Below are 15,191 nucleotides of genomic sequence, written 5' to 3' on the forward strand. Positions count from 1 at the left end.
GTTTATTCAGTTAACACTTTCTCTTTACAATAACTAAGATTTACTCTGCAATTTTGATTTCTTTTGATGCTCTCTCATAAATATAAACGCTATCCGATAGCCTATCATCCATATCAACCTGAGTCCTATTTACATCTCGAACCATTTCTCTTAACATCTCAATGTTTACGTTCTCACTTACTGGAATTAAAATACATTCATGGAGTGATGATGGGAGAATAAACAAGTCACTTTTTAAACTCTCTGCAAATTTACCAATTTCATTATTTTCATAAAATAGGACGGATGCACCAAATAGCTTTCTGCTATTGCTTATTACATACATTGGAGAGTCTTCATCCATTAAGTCTGCCATGTCTTCCTCTAGCATGTCTGATATTATATCACTCATAGACTTTATTTCTACTGGAAGAAGTCTCTCCACATTTGCTTTTGCTATTTCATATACTTCTTCTATTTTGACATTCCAAAGTCTCAAATGATTGTTATAAATACTTATTGTAGCATCCCCAAAATCCTCTGTGTTTATCATTACATAGAAATAAATTGCTAAATCTAAGTGACGTACATATGGAACAATTTTTAAAAACTCTTTGTTTAATTCGTAATTTACCAGCTTGTAAACTATCTTATCTTTGATCTTGTTATAATCTAAGAAAGTCTCCATATCAATCGGTATGTCATGCTTATGTTTTTCATAAGTCAGAAAAATATCTTCTACTATTTCTTCCATTTTACCTTTTGACCTATACACCTTAAAAAATGGTTCTAAATAAATGGTAGGTATCATTTGGTTTTCTTCTCTGATGTTTAAACCATGTAATGTTAAACCATTATTCTTTAGCACCTCTGTTATTGAAATTTCTGTCTTCCTTCCTTCTAGCTGCTTTTCAACTTCTGATTTTACTGTTTCCATAAATAATTCAAAATTCATTCTCTTTTACCTCCATGTTTAAATTTAATAAGTATATTGTTTTTTAACATGGTGGATTGTACCGCTGGGAATAACTTTCGCCTAGATGGGTGAATAGCTAATATTTTAAATGAATAGTTTAATGGTTTTAGTGATACTGCTGCTTTAATATTTTTTTTAAATATTTATTTCTTTTTATAGTGTGTTTTTAAATTATAATTGATGAAACTCTCATTTATCTCATTGTTTCTATTTCTTGGCGCAAAAATAGACCAATAACTCGATGAGTCATTGGTCTAAAAAGTTGAGTCAAAGTTGAGTCAAATCACTCTACCTAACGTCTCAAACCCTTGCAAATACAGGGTTTAGTCCATAACGTAAGGCATTAAAGCAATATGTCTTGCTCTCTTGATTGCAACTGTAAGAGCTCTCTGATGCTTTGCACAGTTTCCTGTGATTCTTCTAGGAAGAATTTTACCTCTTTCAGATACATATCTCTTTAATTTGTTTACATCTTTATAATCAATTGTATTGTCTTTTCCACAAAATACGCAAACTTTTTTTCTTCTGCGCATAGGTCTTTTCTTGAACTGACCTTCTGGTCTTTCAGTCTTTTGGTAAGCCATAATGAAACCTCCTTCATTCAAATTTTATTTTAACAATTAGTTAAATGGTAATTCCTCGTCAATTCCGTCAGGAATATTCATGAAACCATCGCCTACTGCCGTAGTCGGTGACGGTTTTGCTGCCGCCTGATAGCCACCCTCGCTGGCAGCACCTTTGCTCTCGGCAAATTCGTGCTCTTCTACAACAACATCTGTTGTGTAAACCTTCTGGCCATCCTTGTTTGTATAGCTTCCTGTTCGGATACTTCCTGTCACTGCAATCTTCATTCCCTGGCGAAGATACTTTTCTGCAAATTCGGCACTTCTTCCAAATGCAACACAGTTAATAAAATCCGCAGTAGGTTCACCTTCTCTTTTAAATCTACGGTCAACCGCTAAACTATATCTGGCAACTGCTGTAGCGTTATCGCCTTGAGAATATCTTATTTCTGGGTCTCTTGTTAAGCGTCCCATTAAAATCACCTTATTCATAATTTACCTCCATCGATACGCGTCTTGCAGTCAGGCAGGTGTGAAAACACACCCGATATCAGACGCTAAAAATTTTTATAGTAACTGATTACGCATCCTGTCTTACGCATAAATATCTAATAACAGTTTCCATAATACGAATGTTTTTCTCAACTTCGTTCGGACAATCTGAATTAGATTCAAACTGAATGAAGTAGTAAAATCCTTCTTTCATTTTCTGAATTTCGTAAGCCAATCTCTTCTTACCCCATTCATCAACGTTTGTAACAGTTCCACCGAAACGTGTGATGTATTCTTTCACTTTTTCGAGCGCTGCAACTCTTACTTCGTCTTCAGATTTTGCGTTAAGAACAATTGCTAATTCATATTTGTTCATTTTAAGTACCTCCTTTTGGTCTCTGGCCCCTTAACTCGTAAGGAGCAAGGAATTTATAATATATCACGAATAAATATGATACCATATATGTCCCATATTTTCAAGCTTTTTTTCGCAAATCCTTTGTATTTTTTTCCACAAGTTTTCGCTCAATCATAATCTGATGGGCACATCCCGTACACTTTAAACGAAAGTCCGCCCCGACCCTTAAAATTTCCCATTCAAAGCTGCCGCATGGGTGTTTTTTCTTTAATTTTACAATGTCTCCGACTTCATATTTATATTTGGCTTCCATTTTACCTCCTCATGTTTTATATTGCTGATTTATTTTTACCGAACCTCAATTTGAGACAGTACCTCGCCGATTTTGCCACTGATAAGCAGGTTTACCCGCCTGTCCATCGGCGTTGCATCCTTATTAATCAAAATCAGCCTGTCCCCCTTGTAGTAGTCAATCAGTCCCGCTGCCGGATACACATTAAGCGAAGTTCCCCCTATTATTAAAACCTCCGCCTTGCTGATGTAATTGACTGCCGAGGACAAAATTTGCTGGTTTAGCCCTTCCTCATATAAAATAACATCAGGCTTGATTGTTCCGCCGCATTCACAGATTGGAACACCTTTTACTTCCATAATATAGCAGGTATCATATTCCTTTTTGCATCTCTTACAATAGTTTCGATGTACCGAACCATGGAGTTCCAGCACTTCCTTGCTACCAGCCATTTGGTGAAGACCGTCAATATTCTGCGTAATGATTGCCCGCAGCTTTCCTGCTTCTTCAAGCTCAGCAAGCTTCCTGTGCGCAGCGTTTGGCTGTGCATTTGGACAAATCATCTTCTTTTTGTAAAAGCGGTAAAATTCCCCCGTATTTTTTTGGTAAAAGCTGTGACTTAATATCGTTTCAGGAGGAAAATCATATTCCTGATGATAAAGCCCGTCCACACTTCGAAAATCAGGAATTCCGCTCTCTGTAGAGACACCGGCACCTCCAAAAAATACAATATTGTCACTTCTGTCAATTATCTCCTGAAGTTGCTCCATTTTATCCACCTCTTTCTATAAATACATTGGTATGACAAACATTCTCAAGCAAACAAGACAAACAATTATAATCCAAAGACTTACCGCAAACAGCGCACCCTGTCTTATCTTTTCCCGTCCTTTTATCAATCCGGCTAATTTATGAAGTCCGACGGAAACAAAATACATAAGTGCTGCAAGCATCGGCAGGCTGTATCTGCCCTGCGGCTGATAGTCATAGGAATATGCCGCCCATATGTTCAAAGCATTCGGAATAAGTACACAGAGCAACATGCAAAAATTAATCAACCTGATACTGCTATTATCCAATGCCGTTAAATAGGTTCTCTGTTTTTGCGGAATCAGCATTCCTGCAAGTCCGACTATAATAAGAAACAAATATCCAATATAAATCCAATCATAAACTCCCACCGCCATATTTCCGAACATCGCAATAAAGCTTTTGGAGGTCAGTATAATAAAATTGGAATTTTTCAACATATACCAGATAGAATAACCCTGATTATAATAAGTCTCATGAATCGAAGGCTTTAATGAATCAATTGCGTATGTCTCCGCATATTCATCCCGGATGCGAAGCCCCAAAAAATCGCCGTCATAAATCAGATAGCTTCTTACAAACCACCAGCCAATTCCGATTAAAACAATCGCAGAAATAAAAACCCCTTTTTTTAACAGCTTTGCCCATTCTATGTTTATCCGCTTGTCCCTTAATTGCACATAGAAGGTTAAAAATAGTATCATACTGCATAAAATGTAGCCATAAGCATTATAATAGGACATCGCGCACAAAATAATCCCTACAGCGAGCTGAATGCAGGATTTCCTATTCCAATCCGACTCCATTCCGTTCATCCATGCATATACAATAAGAATGGTTGACATAAGTGCCATCGAATCCGTATTGACATAGGTATGCATAAACAATTGCATCGGCAGTAATACAACGAGCAGCGTAAACATCCATGCAGACAGCGCGTTATCAAATATCTTTTTAGACAACTTCCTTGTCAAAACTGCCATTATCGTACCGATTATAATATTGACCAGCCTTGCAAAGAGAAGCAATGCGTATCCGTTCATCGTAAGAAAGGAGCCGATTTTTACAAATACGGCCGATATCATATAGGGAAGAATCGGCTGAAACGCATAGGAAAAGCCCCATGTTCTGTCAAGAATCTCCGGATCTCCGCCATGCGGCAGACTCCAATGCACGAAAATATATTGGACAATAGAATAGCGCATCTTTTCGTCCGGTCCTGATCCAAGCGGCTGTATCACGGTCCAGCCAGTCAGAATAAGCAGCACGCCTATTACAAAAAGCCGGTCTAATATTTTTTCTTTTTCGTTAAACCATTTTTCCATAGTATCCCCTTACTTTTCTGAATTTCCTATAATCGAGCAAAAACTGCAAAGCAATTTCCTATGATATAAAAAAGAATGTGCCAAGGCACATCCTCTTGCATAAATTGCGGGGGCAGGATTTGAACCTACGACCTTCGGGTTATGAGCCCGACGAGCTTCCAGACTGCTCCACCCCGCGTTATTCCTAATAAATTCAAAACGGCTACAAATACTGTTTCGTCCCGAACAGCTTTAATTATATAACTCTACTCTTGTTTTGTCAAGTATTCCCACATTTGTTATCCGCTCTACTTACTCTATTATATGCTGCCTTTTCATTTCTATTCCAGCAATATACTCGGGAAAACAGAATTTTTTTTAGCTTTTTTGTACTAAAGTGATAAAATGGTAGATTTTTGTTGAAATATGTTGATATTGCTGTTATTTTCATGTAAAATTAATACTAATATTAAAATTATATATATTTTATAAATTAACTATAAACAAACTATTAATTTTCCATTGTTTTCCTATACTGATTATTGAAAGGTCAACACGGCTCTATGAAACCAAAACATTTATTTTTTAGATGGCTTTACTTTGATACTGATAAACACTTTTTACAAGAAAATAAAGAAAAAATTGATCGTTTGAATTCATCCTCGCTGAATATGATGAATGGCGTTGCTGCTTTCTTGTTTGCCGTTCTTTCCATATACAGCAAATTCACCTATGATGTTGCTGGCCTTTTTAATCTTTATCTGGTTTATTTTTTTGTATTTTTCATTATTAGTATACTTTGCATACATATTCAGCACTTTAATTACAACATATCGCGTTACTTTTTATATTTTGTCATAGGCATTATCTATGCGTTCGGAATATATATCGGCTGTTTTAATATACCTGACCTAGTGTCCGTTATGTTTCCTGTATTCATCATTTGTCTGCCTTTGATTTTCATACTTCCTATGATGGAGGTTACACTGTTCAACCTGCTTTTTGTCATACTCTTTATTTATTTTTCCAGAACCTTTAAGGAATATGATGTTGCATTTATTGACCAGACAAATATTCTCGCCTGCTTCTTTATCAGCACGGTTACCTCTTATGCCGTAAACCATGCCAGAATTAAGGAGCTTACCGTAAGATATCAGCTTGAGCACGCCTGCAACATTGACGATTTGACACAAGTACACAATCGAAGAAGCTTCAATAAATTTATTGTAGATGCATTTGACAACGCATCTGCAGATAAATTTACACTTATGCTTATCGACATTGATAACTTTAAAGATTACAATGCTTCCTACGGTCACATATGCGGTGATAACTGCCTTATTTCCATCAGCAAGATTTTTCAGGATTTTGAAAAAAAATATGGCTGTTATATTGCCCGCTACGGAGGTAAAGAATTCGTGCTTGTCGACTCTTTCCATAGCCCTGAGGAAATTTCTTTTATGGCAAAAGAATTGGTTCAAACTGTATCCGACCTAAATATTGAACATATTAAGTCCACTCACAAGAAAGTGACCATCAGCATTGGAATTTCTTCCAAATCGACTGTGGGTATCACAAACTACATTGACCTGATTAACTTGGCTGACGATGCCTTGCTTCAGGCAAAGAAAAGTGGCAAAAATACTGTTATTTTTGCCACACATTCCGCTTCTGCGCTGAGAGTAACTGATTAGTTACTCTCAGAATTTACTAAAATACATTCTTTTCCATCTTCTGCTTTAACTCAAAGCTAATATTTTCAATCACCATTCCACTCTGTGCAAAGTAAAGCTTTATATAATTATTTGTTGTGAAAAACGGACCAATCTCTCTCTCAATCTCAATCCATTTTCCTCCCGTTCCATTGATGGTAATCGTTTCAAACAGAACTCCATTGATAAAGATGGACACCGGAATCTGTGCCAGCTCCTTAGCATCCGATTTGACTCTCATTTGCAGTGTGTACGTTCCATAAATCGAGAAGGTCAGTCCATACATCGTACTGGAGCCCTTCTGTGTATCGAGCCCTGCCGTATCAATTGTAATACCATCATTCACATCAAGGTAAGTAAGATCAAAGCCTGCACTGTCACCTTCTTTTCTCTTTGACACCACCGCAAGCTCTTCCTCGCTTATTCTTCCTAAACTTCTCTCCATGCAAGGAAGTTTCATCAGCGCCCTACAAATATTCATTCCGCTTCGTTGAAGCACACCGCGTCTTAGCGTTTTATTGTTCAGGCTTTCTTCAAGATTGTCATGATTGCTGTTTTCTTCCGCATTTTCAATTACCATAAACACATCATTTTGTCCTCTTACCATAGCGGCTGTGTTTTGTGTGGACGGATTTTCACCCTCCTCATTCATATCAGCCCACCAATCGGTCATAACCATTCCCTCATAGCCCCACTCACCTCGCAAAATAACGGTCAGAAGGTCATAATTGCTTGCGGTATAAATTCCATTAATAGCACCATAGGTTGTCATGATAGAGTAAGCTTTTCCCTGTTTTACCGCAATCTCAAAGCCTTTTAAATAGATTTCCCGCAATGCCCTCTCTGACACAACCGCGTTGAACAAGCGGCGATTATGCTCCTGATTGTTTGCGGCAAAATGCTTAATTGTTCCGGTTACTCCGTAGCTCGCCATGCCCTTTAACTGAGCAGCCGCCATCGTTCCTGTCAGATAAGGGTCCTCCGAAAAATACTCAAAGTTTCGCCCATTCAAAGGATTTCTGTGTATGTTCATACCCGGCCCCAGCAAGGTATCCACATGATTTGTGCGAAGTTCAAGTCCAACTACGGTAAACAGCTCCTCCAACAGCTCCTTGTTAAAGGTACTGGCAAGCAACGTTCCGTTCGGAAGGCTGAACGCCTCGGTTCCGCAATCCATACGGATGCCGGAAGGTCCGTCAGCACAGCAGCCTGCCGGTATGCCAAACTCCATCAAGCTGTCTGACAGCCCACCAAAGGCGGAAGCGGTTCCGGGTGTTACCTTACTTGAGCACATCCCCTCACCGCGCACCAGACAGCTTAATTCCTTGTCTGATAGCTGAGCAATAAACTCTTCCAATGTATTTTTCTTGTCAAAAACATCCCCAAGCTTTATTCCCCTGTCGCCTGTATATGCAATCTCCTTCACCGGATCGTTCTCTATTCTCTCCCTCATGGAGTCAGCCCGAAGCGGTACATTCTCCCATACCGGAAGCAAAGAACCACCCTTTTGCTCCGCCTTCATTCTCTGAAATGGGTCAACCGGTGCAAGAGCCTGTCTGCACTCTTCAACTAGCACAAGCTTCGGCAATGCAAAAGAACCTGCTTCACTTGTTTCTCTGACATTGTTTCCGATATAAAACTCATAGCTTCCCTCTTCCAATACATAGGAGGATTGATGACCTGTCACTCCTGTTTCATCATAGGATGAGAGCTGATAATCTTCTATTGTAAAAGTAATTTCTTGCTCTTCGTTCGGCTCCAGGCTTCTTGTTTTCTCATAGGCAACAAGATTCTTAATCGGTTTTCCAAGTACGCCCTGTGGTGGGTTTACATAAATCTGCACTACCTCTTTTCCCACAACGTCACCTATATTTTTGACTTTCGCCTTAATTATCGTCTCTTCCTGTTTTCTCACGAAATCAACGGCAGATAGCTCAAAATTAGTGTAGGACAGTCCATACCCAAACGGATACTGTACTTTATCCTTTGCAAAGGTCTCAAAATAGCGGTATCCCACATAAATATCCTCTGCATAAACGTCAGAGTAGTCTCCGCCAAAATGCTCTGTGGAAGGATAATCCTCGATGGTATAAGCGATTGTATCAGGCAGCTTCCCAGACGGACTTATTTTGCCAAGCAAAACATCTGTAACTCCATTTCCGCCTTCCATTCCTCCCTGCCATGCGTACAGTATCGCAGCCGGCTCATACTTTTTGACCCAGCTCATATCGATGATATTTCCGACATTTAAAATAACGACTGTACGTTTAAAACTTTTGCAAACCTTAGAAAGCATTTCTTCCTCCAAATCGGTTAAAAGATAGCTTCCCTTCTTATTTGCATTATCCTGATCTTCTCCTGCTGTACGACCGATAATCACAAGTGCCAAATCGGATTCTTTTGCGGCATCATGGAGCACGTCATCCGGTATGCTCATCTCTGCCTGTGACCAAGGTTCCAATCCCCAGCCGGCACCCTTGTCAAACGGATTTTCCTTCAGCCACTCTTCATATACATGAAGAAGCTTTTCATTCAGCTTTATCTCCTCTTTTTTGAGGGCATCTAAGATTCCGACTACATATCTGGTGTTGACTAAGCCCCCTGAGCCTGTCCCACTTTTGTAATAGTCAAACTGAATTCTTCCAAATACAGATACACGTTCCTCTTTTTTAATCGGAAGTGCATGATCCTTATTTTCCAGCAATACCGCACCCTCTGCCGCACTTTTTCGTGCAAGTCTTGCATACTCTTCCCAATCAAGTTTATATTTGTTTTCCTGAAACACAATTATCCCCTGCCTTTTCCAATTTTGTATAAGCCTTTTATATCTTGTATTATAATATAGAGGATGTATAAAGCATAGTAAAAAATTTGATTATTTGCTATACTTTTATGTGTTTATTCCTCCTCTGGATATACCATTTTCCATTCTCTTCGAATATCTGTCATAATCTCCATAACATCCTTCGTATAGTTAAAATGGATAAAATCCCCTTCTCCCAAAATGGTCTTTTCCATATCCTGCATTTCATAGTAAAGTGCGTCTGCTCTTACCCCTGTCGTAATGTGCTCCTGCTCTCCCGTTTCCGTGTAGGTGATAACAGCCTCTTCTCCTCTTGGGTATTCCATAATTTCAATATAGCCCTTCTCACAGGCAATTGTACCTCGTTTCGGCTGCTTTGAGTGGAGTGTCAACGCAATCGTTGCCATCTGCTCGTGCTCATTCATTAGAAGAATCCCTGCCTGCTCATCCACGCCAGACGGCGCATATCTTACCTGAGTGCGAATAGAGTTTGGTTTTGACTCCATATACCAGCGAACAAAAGAGATAGCATAAACACCAATATCCAGCAATGCTCCACCCGCCAAACTTCGGTTAAAAAAGCGGTTGTTCATATCATATTCTTTGTAGCTTCCAAAATTCATTTGTATCATTTGCACCTTCCCTAAAGCTCCTGACTCAATGCGTGCCTTAATTTCTTTGTGTATCGGCATATGATAAATCGTCATTGCCTCCGCAAGCACTAGGTTCTTTTCTTTTGCAAGCTGCTCAGCTCGTTCCAGCTCCTCACTGTTTAGCGTAATGGATTTTTCGCATAAAATGTTCTTTCCATGCTCAAGTGCTTCCTCTATATATCGGATGTGGGTATTATGTGGTGTTGTGATATAAATAATATCAACCGACTTATCTCTGACCATCTCATGAAAATCATGATATATTTTTTTTACTCTATATTTTTCAGCAAATTCCACAGCCTTTTCATATGTTCTATTTGTCACTCCATAGATGGATTTTCCGGCCTTTGAAAGTGCCGTCGCCATCTCATTTGCCACCACACCGCAGCCTAAAATTGCCCAATTTAATTCTGTCATATCCTCACCATACCTTTCTATACTTATGTGTTTCCTTGTCTCTTAAAGCTTTGTGTCCAAAATCAGCTCGAATGCTATTCTTTTGCTCATGACAAGCAATAATTTCACCATCCTTCTTATTTGATTTTAACAAATAAATAATCAATTAACAAATACTTAAATTGTTTCCCTACTATTGAATTTCTTCTAATAATTTAATGCCAAGTACCGTTGCTGGTATGCGGTAGTTTGGAGAAAGATTAGAAAGAATAACAACTCCTGTCTGTGTTTTTACATTAAATCCCATGTAGCAGTTATATTCACTTGTACCACCATTGTGCCAAACAATATTATTATCTGTATCAATAATCCAAGCCATGGCAATTTCATCCATCCTTATTCCCATTGTCTCATAGCTTTCAGAATGTTTATTAACTTTCTTTAAACTCTCATGGCATCTTTTAAAATAACCTTCTTCTTTCATTTGAAGGTTCAGGTAACTTAGCATATCAACGATATCGGATGTCACTGCTCCGGCAGACATATAGGCATCGTCATCTTTCCAATCCCAGTAATTGTTTAAATCTCCACGATTATCTGCTATTCCAGTGGCTGTAAGTCCTACTTCTTCCTGCATATATTCATTAAGTAAATCCGTATAGTCTTTATCGTAAATCTCTTCTAAGACAAGTCCAAGAATAGCATATCCAAAATTAGAATACTGAAATGAATACTCTTGATTTTTAAGCTTTGTACTTTTTATTCGGTTTATCAGCATCTCATCCGTAATTCCATAAAAATCATTTTTTTCTGTAAAGAAATTATTTATCATTGGGGTTTTAAAATAATATGCTTTATATCCTGATGTATGTGTAAGTAATTGTATTATGGTAGGAAAATATCTTCCTCCCGGTAAATCTAAATGGGTATCAATTGTATCCTCTAACGATATTCTTTCTTCTTCAACCGCCTTGCTAATCAATGCTGCCGTCATCGTCTTAGTGAGAGAACCTACTTCATAAGTGTGTAATTCTGCCGGTAACACTGCTCCGTTTTCTCCATACACCGTATATGAGGTAATTCCATTCTCTACAATTCCTACTGTTATAACCGCATTTTTATTTTCTTTCGTTGTGTACTCTAATGCTTCTTTAAATGACAGCTTCGGAACCTTACTCAACTGATATTTTCCGTACAAACTTAATCCTGCAACCGCAATAGCAATGCAGACTATCAATACTATAATTGTTCTTATTAAGATTTTAATTTTTCCCTTTTTTGTACCTCTCATCCCCAATACACTCCCTTATAAATTTTTATTTATAACTTATTTTATAAACCTTTATAACAAAGAATGTGCTTTGCACATTTTCCGCGCCCAGGCGGATTGCGTATCAACTACTTCTACGAGGTGCGCATAAATATTTTTATACCATAGAAAATTTGGAGAACTTTCTAATGATATAAAAAAGCCCTTAAAACATTATGTCTTAAGGACCTCGTCTAGAGGCGGCAACCAGATTTGAACTGGTGATAAGGGTGTTGCAGTACCGAATGGATTTCCCCTAAAGCTAGTATTTGCAAGCTTTCATAAATGATGTAACAATTCATGACAAATTTTACCTAACAAAATTACTAAATATATTTTTTTAAATTATTGTAACAATCAGATTAAAAGTATAGTATAATATTAATAGGAAATACTATATTTATCTCTTCACTTATAGTTTGGAGACAGTAAAGGCTTTTCCCATTGAGCCAGATAATCAATGGGAATTTTATCATTGACAAAATCATTATAATCAGGTACTATATAGTTAATCCTTTACTTATAGTTTGGGATCAGTAAAGGCTTCGACTACTGGGCCAGATAACCAGTGGTTTTTTTATTTCTTCCAATCCGGACTACACTTTATTTTTTCTGCTGCTTGTTCATTATCTACTATGTATGCTGTAACAAATCTACCTTTTCCTTTGCTATCTAAACTTATTACTACTAAATAATTTTCTTCTGTTATAAAGGTCACTCGTCTCGTATTATCGTATTTGTTTTTTGCATGGTCATAGCCTTGCTTGGGAATAATTAAAGGACTTTCCAGAACACTTCTTATCCAATCCATTCTTTCTCCACGACTTTTATCAAATATACTTTTTTCCGCCTTCCATGAAGCCACCTCCCTTTTATAAAATGAATGTTCAAACCGCTCTGGATAAAAATAAACTTTTATTCCATCATGCGTGGTAATAGGAGAAGCTTTGCAGTAGTTTTCAATATAATATTGCTTATACTCTTTTTCTTCCCTATAATTCAGTAAAGCTGGGAGGTTCATTAACATTCCCCCTTTTGTAAGTCAATTTTAAATACATTAAACTTCTTTAAATTGCGATTAGTCGGCTTAATTGAATGTCCTAAATTTTCTTCAATTGTATTAATTATCACATTCTTAGCTACAGAATCACCTTTTTTACCATAATTAAAATAATAACAAACAGCTCCCATAATTACATTTTGCATCTGTAATAAAACTGACTCTTTAGAATTAATAGCCTGTATAAGTTCAACACGTTCAATTGGCGAAGACTTATTTAAATACATTTTTAAATCTTCTAAACGAGTTCTCTCCTTATTTGTTTTAAAATCTGTATATATTCTGTATTTGTCATTGGATTCCAACCAATGGTTTAATAATTGATAATAAAACTTATAGTAGCCTAATTCCTGATCTGAATTATTAAACAGAGTATTATTAACCTCCTCTGCATCTATCACAATCGTTCTAAAGTTAAGCTCTTCAAGCTCAAAAAACAACTCTATCAACTCTACATAAAACAATAATTTATTGTTAGAAACGCTCCCCCACTTAAGTTCTCCATAAACTTGATGCTTATGACACAGATTTGTAATTCTTTGTTTTATAGTTGCGCGGTCCTTGTTTGGAGCCATTAAACCTCCAATACAACAATACTTGTTATTTTCTTTTATACTGTTTTTATTTACTAATAAGTCTTGCCTACTCTCATCACAATATATATCAAAAAGCATCCCTCTTCACCTCAATTCAGCTCGATTTTAAACTTTCTTTTCATAATGACATCAAACATATCTCTTATAGCCCACAAATCATCTTCTGTAGAATCAATAGGAATTATTATTTGAGCGACCTTTCCAGAGTCAACTGGATATTTTTGAATTATATACTCATTTTTATCAAGTGTATCTTCTTTGCTCTCATATTCTTGTTTTATTGGTAATTCCTTCTGAATTACTTCTTCGGAACAAAGAGGGCTTGACAATAGTACATCCTTTTTATCTTCGATAACTATCTCATTCGCCAAATTATATTCTAAAACTCCTGCTCTTATTAATTCTAATTGTTCACAATTTTCATAAAAAATTTTTGCAGCCATATCCTTAGCACTTTTAGTTATCTTAAAGCTAGTCATTAAAATATTAGCTAAAACAGCTACAGACGGAAGTGCTTTCCCATTATATATTTCAATTAATCTACTATATAGTGGCGCTTGACCAAAACATTCTAAAGCAATTTTCTTAACTGATGTATCATCTATCGGGTATAAAATTTTATTTGCATTATCTGTAAGTTGAATTGTTGAATTACCAGTAGTTATTAATCCAAATTGTTTAGCTGTACCAATTTTAGATGTAAATGATTTGGTTGTTATACTTTTTAATCCATAACTTTCTGCTACTGCTACATACGCAACTGATTTTGCTCTAAAAGAATCTATTATTTTTATAAAATCTAAGCAGTCATTCCAACTTGCACTTGGATACATAGCACTTTTTTCACGTTCTGACATGCAATCACCTTCCTTTTATATTATAATATTACAAACTTGTAAATATGTCAATGCCAAACTTATATTTTTGTTTTTATTCGATAATAAATTATTATAAGTTCTCTTTAAAAGTTCAACTTCTTTTCTGTTTAGTTTACTCTACTCTTTTCTTAATATATATCATTCTGAATTTCTTCTATACTATAAAAGTATATTCATTATTTTGCTAATCACAAGGACTTTTTATTTTATCATTTATTACTATTAAGTTATAAGCTTAATAATAAACAAATATAGGTAACAATATTAAAGAGCCTGCAACCTTAGACTCTTTACCCCACTTATATAACCTCTTAATTGATACATAATATATTTTTCTTTTTCTCCGCATCTATAAGCTTTGCATAATGTTATGTTATCCTAATATCACCATATCCAACAATAGAAGCAATAGTATGGTGTTATTTTCCTGTATTATTAATTCATTTATATTACACATTTTTAAGTCATTTACTCGTTCATAACAAAACTTAGCAAGCTCTTCACCCATTGTTTCATCTGCAATACAATAAATAAAATTAAAGAAATTTACATCACAATCATTATAAATCCGTTTGGAAAACATCTCTTTCATTTGTACAATCATCGTTTCAGTCCCTCCAAATACATCTACAAAGTAGAAATAAGAATTTATTGTACTACCGATAAACTGTTTAAGTATTTTACATAACGCTGGTCTCTTTCGTTCCTCCCCATATACCCTTACACGGAAACGTTCTTCCTCATCCTCCTCTTTTATTGTCAGCTCTATTTTGATGTTGCATAACTGCTGTACTTTGACTTAAGAAAACATCGAAACATTTCTTCATCATACCATGCCTGCTTCAAGTTCTCTTCATCCTAGCCCTCACATCGCTTATAAAAGCATCAAATTGATCAGGATTTTTTCTATACTCCACTCTAATATATCACTTACACCATCTGTAATTTAACATATAGAGCTCATAAAGCAAAAAAGGTACCCCTCTTTTATATCCTTTGGCAAAAATACA

General features: G+C 36.4%; 15 protein-coding genes and 1 tRNA gene. 1 reads left to right on the forward strand and 15 read right to left on the reverse strand.

Features of this window, described 5'->3' with window-relative positions; translation table 11 throughout:
• Window positions 1–40 precede the first annotated feature (40 nt).
• The 8 genes from CTY48_RS05020 to CTY48_RS05055 all read right to left on the reverse strand — a co-directional run bounded on the left by CTY48_RS05020 (window position 41) and on the right by CTY48_RS05055 (window position 4,973).
• The gene (locus CTY48_RS05020; protein ID WP_099467417.1) at window positions 41–934 is read right to left on the reverse strand and encodes a DUF5688 family protein; all 894 of its coding nucleotides are present in this window, start codon (window positions 932–934) and stop codon (window positions 41–43) included.
• A gap of 344 nt (window positions 935–1,278) precedes the next feature.
• Complete coding sequence (gene rpsR / locus CTY48_RS05025) at window positions 1,279–1,539, reverse strand: 30S ribosomal protein S18 (protein ID WP_099467418.1); 261 nt, start codon at window positions 1,537–1,539, stop codon at window positions 1,279–1,281.
• 36 nt (window positions 1,540–1,575) lie between these two features.
• The gene (locus tag CTY48_RS05030; RefSeq protein ID WP_099467419.1) at window positions 1,576–2,010 is read right to left on the reverse strand and encodes a single-stranded DNA-binding protein; all 435 of its coding nucleotides are present in this window, start codon (window positions 2,008–2,010) and stop codon (window positions 1,576–1,578) included.
• 88 nt (window positions 2,011–2,098) lie between these two features.
• Window positions 2,099–2,386: a 30S ribosomal protein S6 gene (gene rpsF, locus CTY48_RS05035; protein WP_099467420.1), complete on the reverse strand. Its 288-nt coding sequence runs from the start codon at window positions 2,384–2,386 to the stop codon at window positions 2,099–2,101.
• A gap of 100 nt (window positions 2,387–2,486) precedes the next feature.
• Complete coding sequence (locus CTY48_RS05040) at window positions 2,487–2,681, reverse strand: DUF951 domain-containing protein (RefSeq protein ID WP_099467421.1); 195 nt, start codon at window positions 2,679–2,681, stop codon at window positions 2,487–2,489.
• 35 nt (window positions 2,682–2,716) lie between these two features.
• Window positions 2,717–3,439 (reverse strand): NAD-dependent protein deacylase, encoded by a 723-nt coding sequence (locus tag CTY48_RS05045; RefSeq protein WP_099467422.1) that lies wholly within the window; start codon window positions 3,437–3,439, stop codon window positions 2,717–2,719.
• A gap of 6 nt (window positions 3,440–3,445) precedes the next feature.
• Window positions 3,446–4,795, reverse strand: coding sequence for a DUF2142 domain-containing protein (locus tag CTY48_RS05050; protein WP_099467423.1), 1,350 nt, complete (start codon window positions 4,793–4,795; stop codon window positions 3,446–3,448).
• Between the two features lie 104 nt (window positions 4,796–4,899).
• A tRNA-Met gene (locus CTY48_RS05055) sits at window positions 4,900–4,973 on the reverse strand.
• Between the two features lie 724 nt (window positions 4,974–5,697).
• On the opposite strand from CTY48_RS05055, the gene CTY48_RS05060 reads away from it, so the two are divergent.
• Window positions 5,698–6,468, forward strand: coding sequence for a GGDEF domain-containing protein (locus CTY48_RS05060; protein WP_180272640.1), 771 nt, complete (start codon window positions 5,698–5,700; stop codon window positions 6,466–6,468).
• Between the two features lie 16 nt (window positions 6,469–6,484).
• Here CTY48_RS05060 and CTY48_RS05065 read toward each other — a convergent pair whose 3' ends face one another.
• The 7 genes from CTY48_RS05065 to CTY48_RS05095 form a co-directional block, all read right to left on the reverse strand.
• On the reverse strand, window positions 6,485–9,271 hold the full coding sequence (locus tag CTY48_RS05065; protein WP_099467425.1) for a glycoside hydrolase family 3 protein: 2,787 nt from the start codon (window positions 9,269–9,271) through the stop codon (window positions 6,485–6,487).
• A gap of 113 nt (window positions 9,272–9,384) precedes the next feature.
• Window positions 9,385–10,359 carry a Gfo/Idh/MocA family protein gene (locus tag CTY48_RS05070; protein ID WP_099467426.1) on the reverse strand — a complete coding sequence of 325 codons (975 nt, stop codon included), beginning with the start codon at window positions 10,357–10,359 and terminating at the stop codon, window positions 9,385–9,387.
• 172 nt (window positions 10,360–10,531) lie between these two features.
• Window positions 10,532–11,629 (reverse strand): serine hydrolase domain-containing protein, encoded by a 1,098-nt coding sequence (locus tag CTY48_RS05075; protein WP_099467427.1) that lies wholly within the window; start codon window positions 11,627–11,629, stop codon window positions 10,532–10,534.
• Between the two features lie 595 nt (window positions 11,630–12,224).
• Complete coding sequence (locus CTY48_RS05080; protein ID WP_099467428.1) at window positions 12,225–12,668, reverse strand: hypothetical protein; 444 nt, start codon at window positions 12,666–12,668, stop codon at window positions 12,225–12,227.
• Complete coding sequence (locus tag CTY48_RS05085) at window positions 12,668–13,381, reverse strand: DUF3800 domain-containing protein (protein ID WP_099467429.1); 714 nt, start codon at window positions 13,379–13,381, stop codon at window positions 12,668–12,670. Before CTY48_RS05085 ends, CTY48_RS05080 begins: the two co-directional genes overlap by 1 nt.
• A gap of 11 nt (window positions 13,382–13,392) precedes the next feature.
• Window positions 13,393–14,160, reverse strand: a complete 768-nt coding sequence (locus tag CTY48_RS05090; RefSeq protein WP_099467430.1) for a hypothetical protein — start codon at window positions 14,158–14,160, stop codon at window positions 13,393–13,395.
• Between the two features lie 394 nt (window positions 14,161–14,554).
• Window positions 14,555–14,785, reverse strand: coding sequence for a hypothetical protein (locus tag CTY48_RS05095; protein WP_099467431.1), 231 nt, complete (start codon window positions 14,783–14,785; stop codon window positions 14,555–14,557).
• Between the last annotated feature and the right edge of the window lie 406 nt (window positions 14,786–15,191).

The sequence above is a fragment of the Konateibacter massiliensis genome (assembly GCF_900184995.1).
In the GTDB taxonomy this organism is placed as follows: Bacteria; Bacillota; Clostridia; order Lachnospirales; family Lachnospiraceae; genus Lachnotalea; species Lachnotalea massiliensis.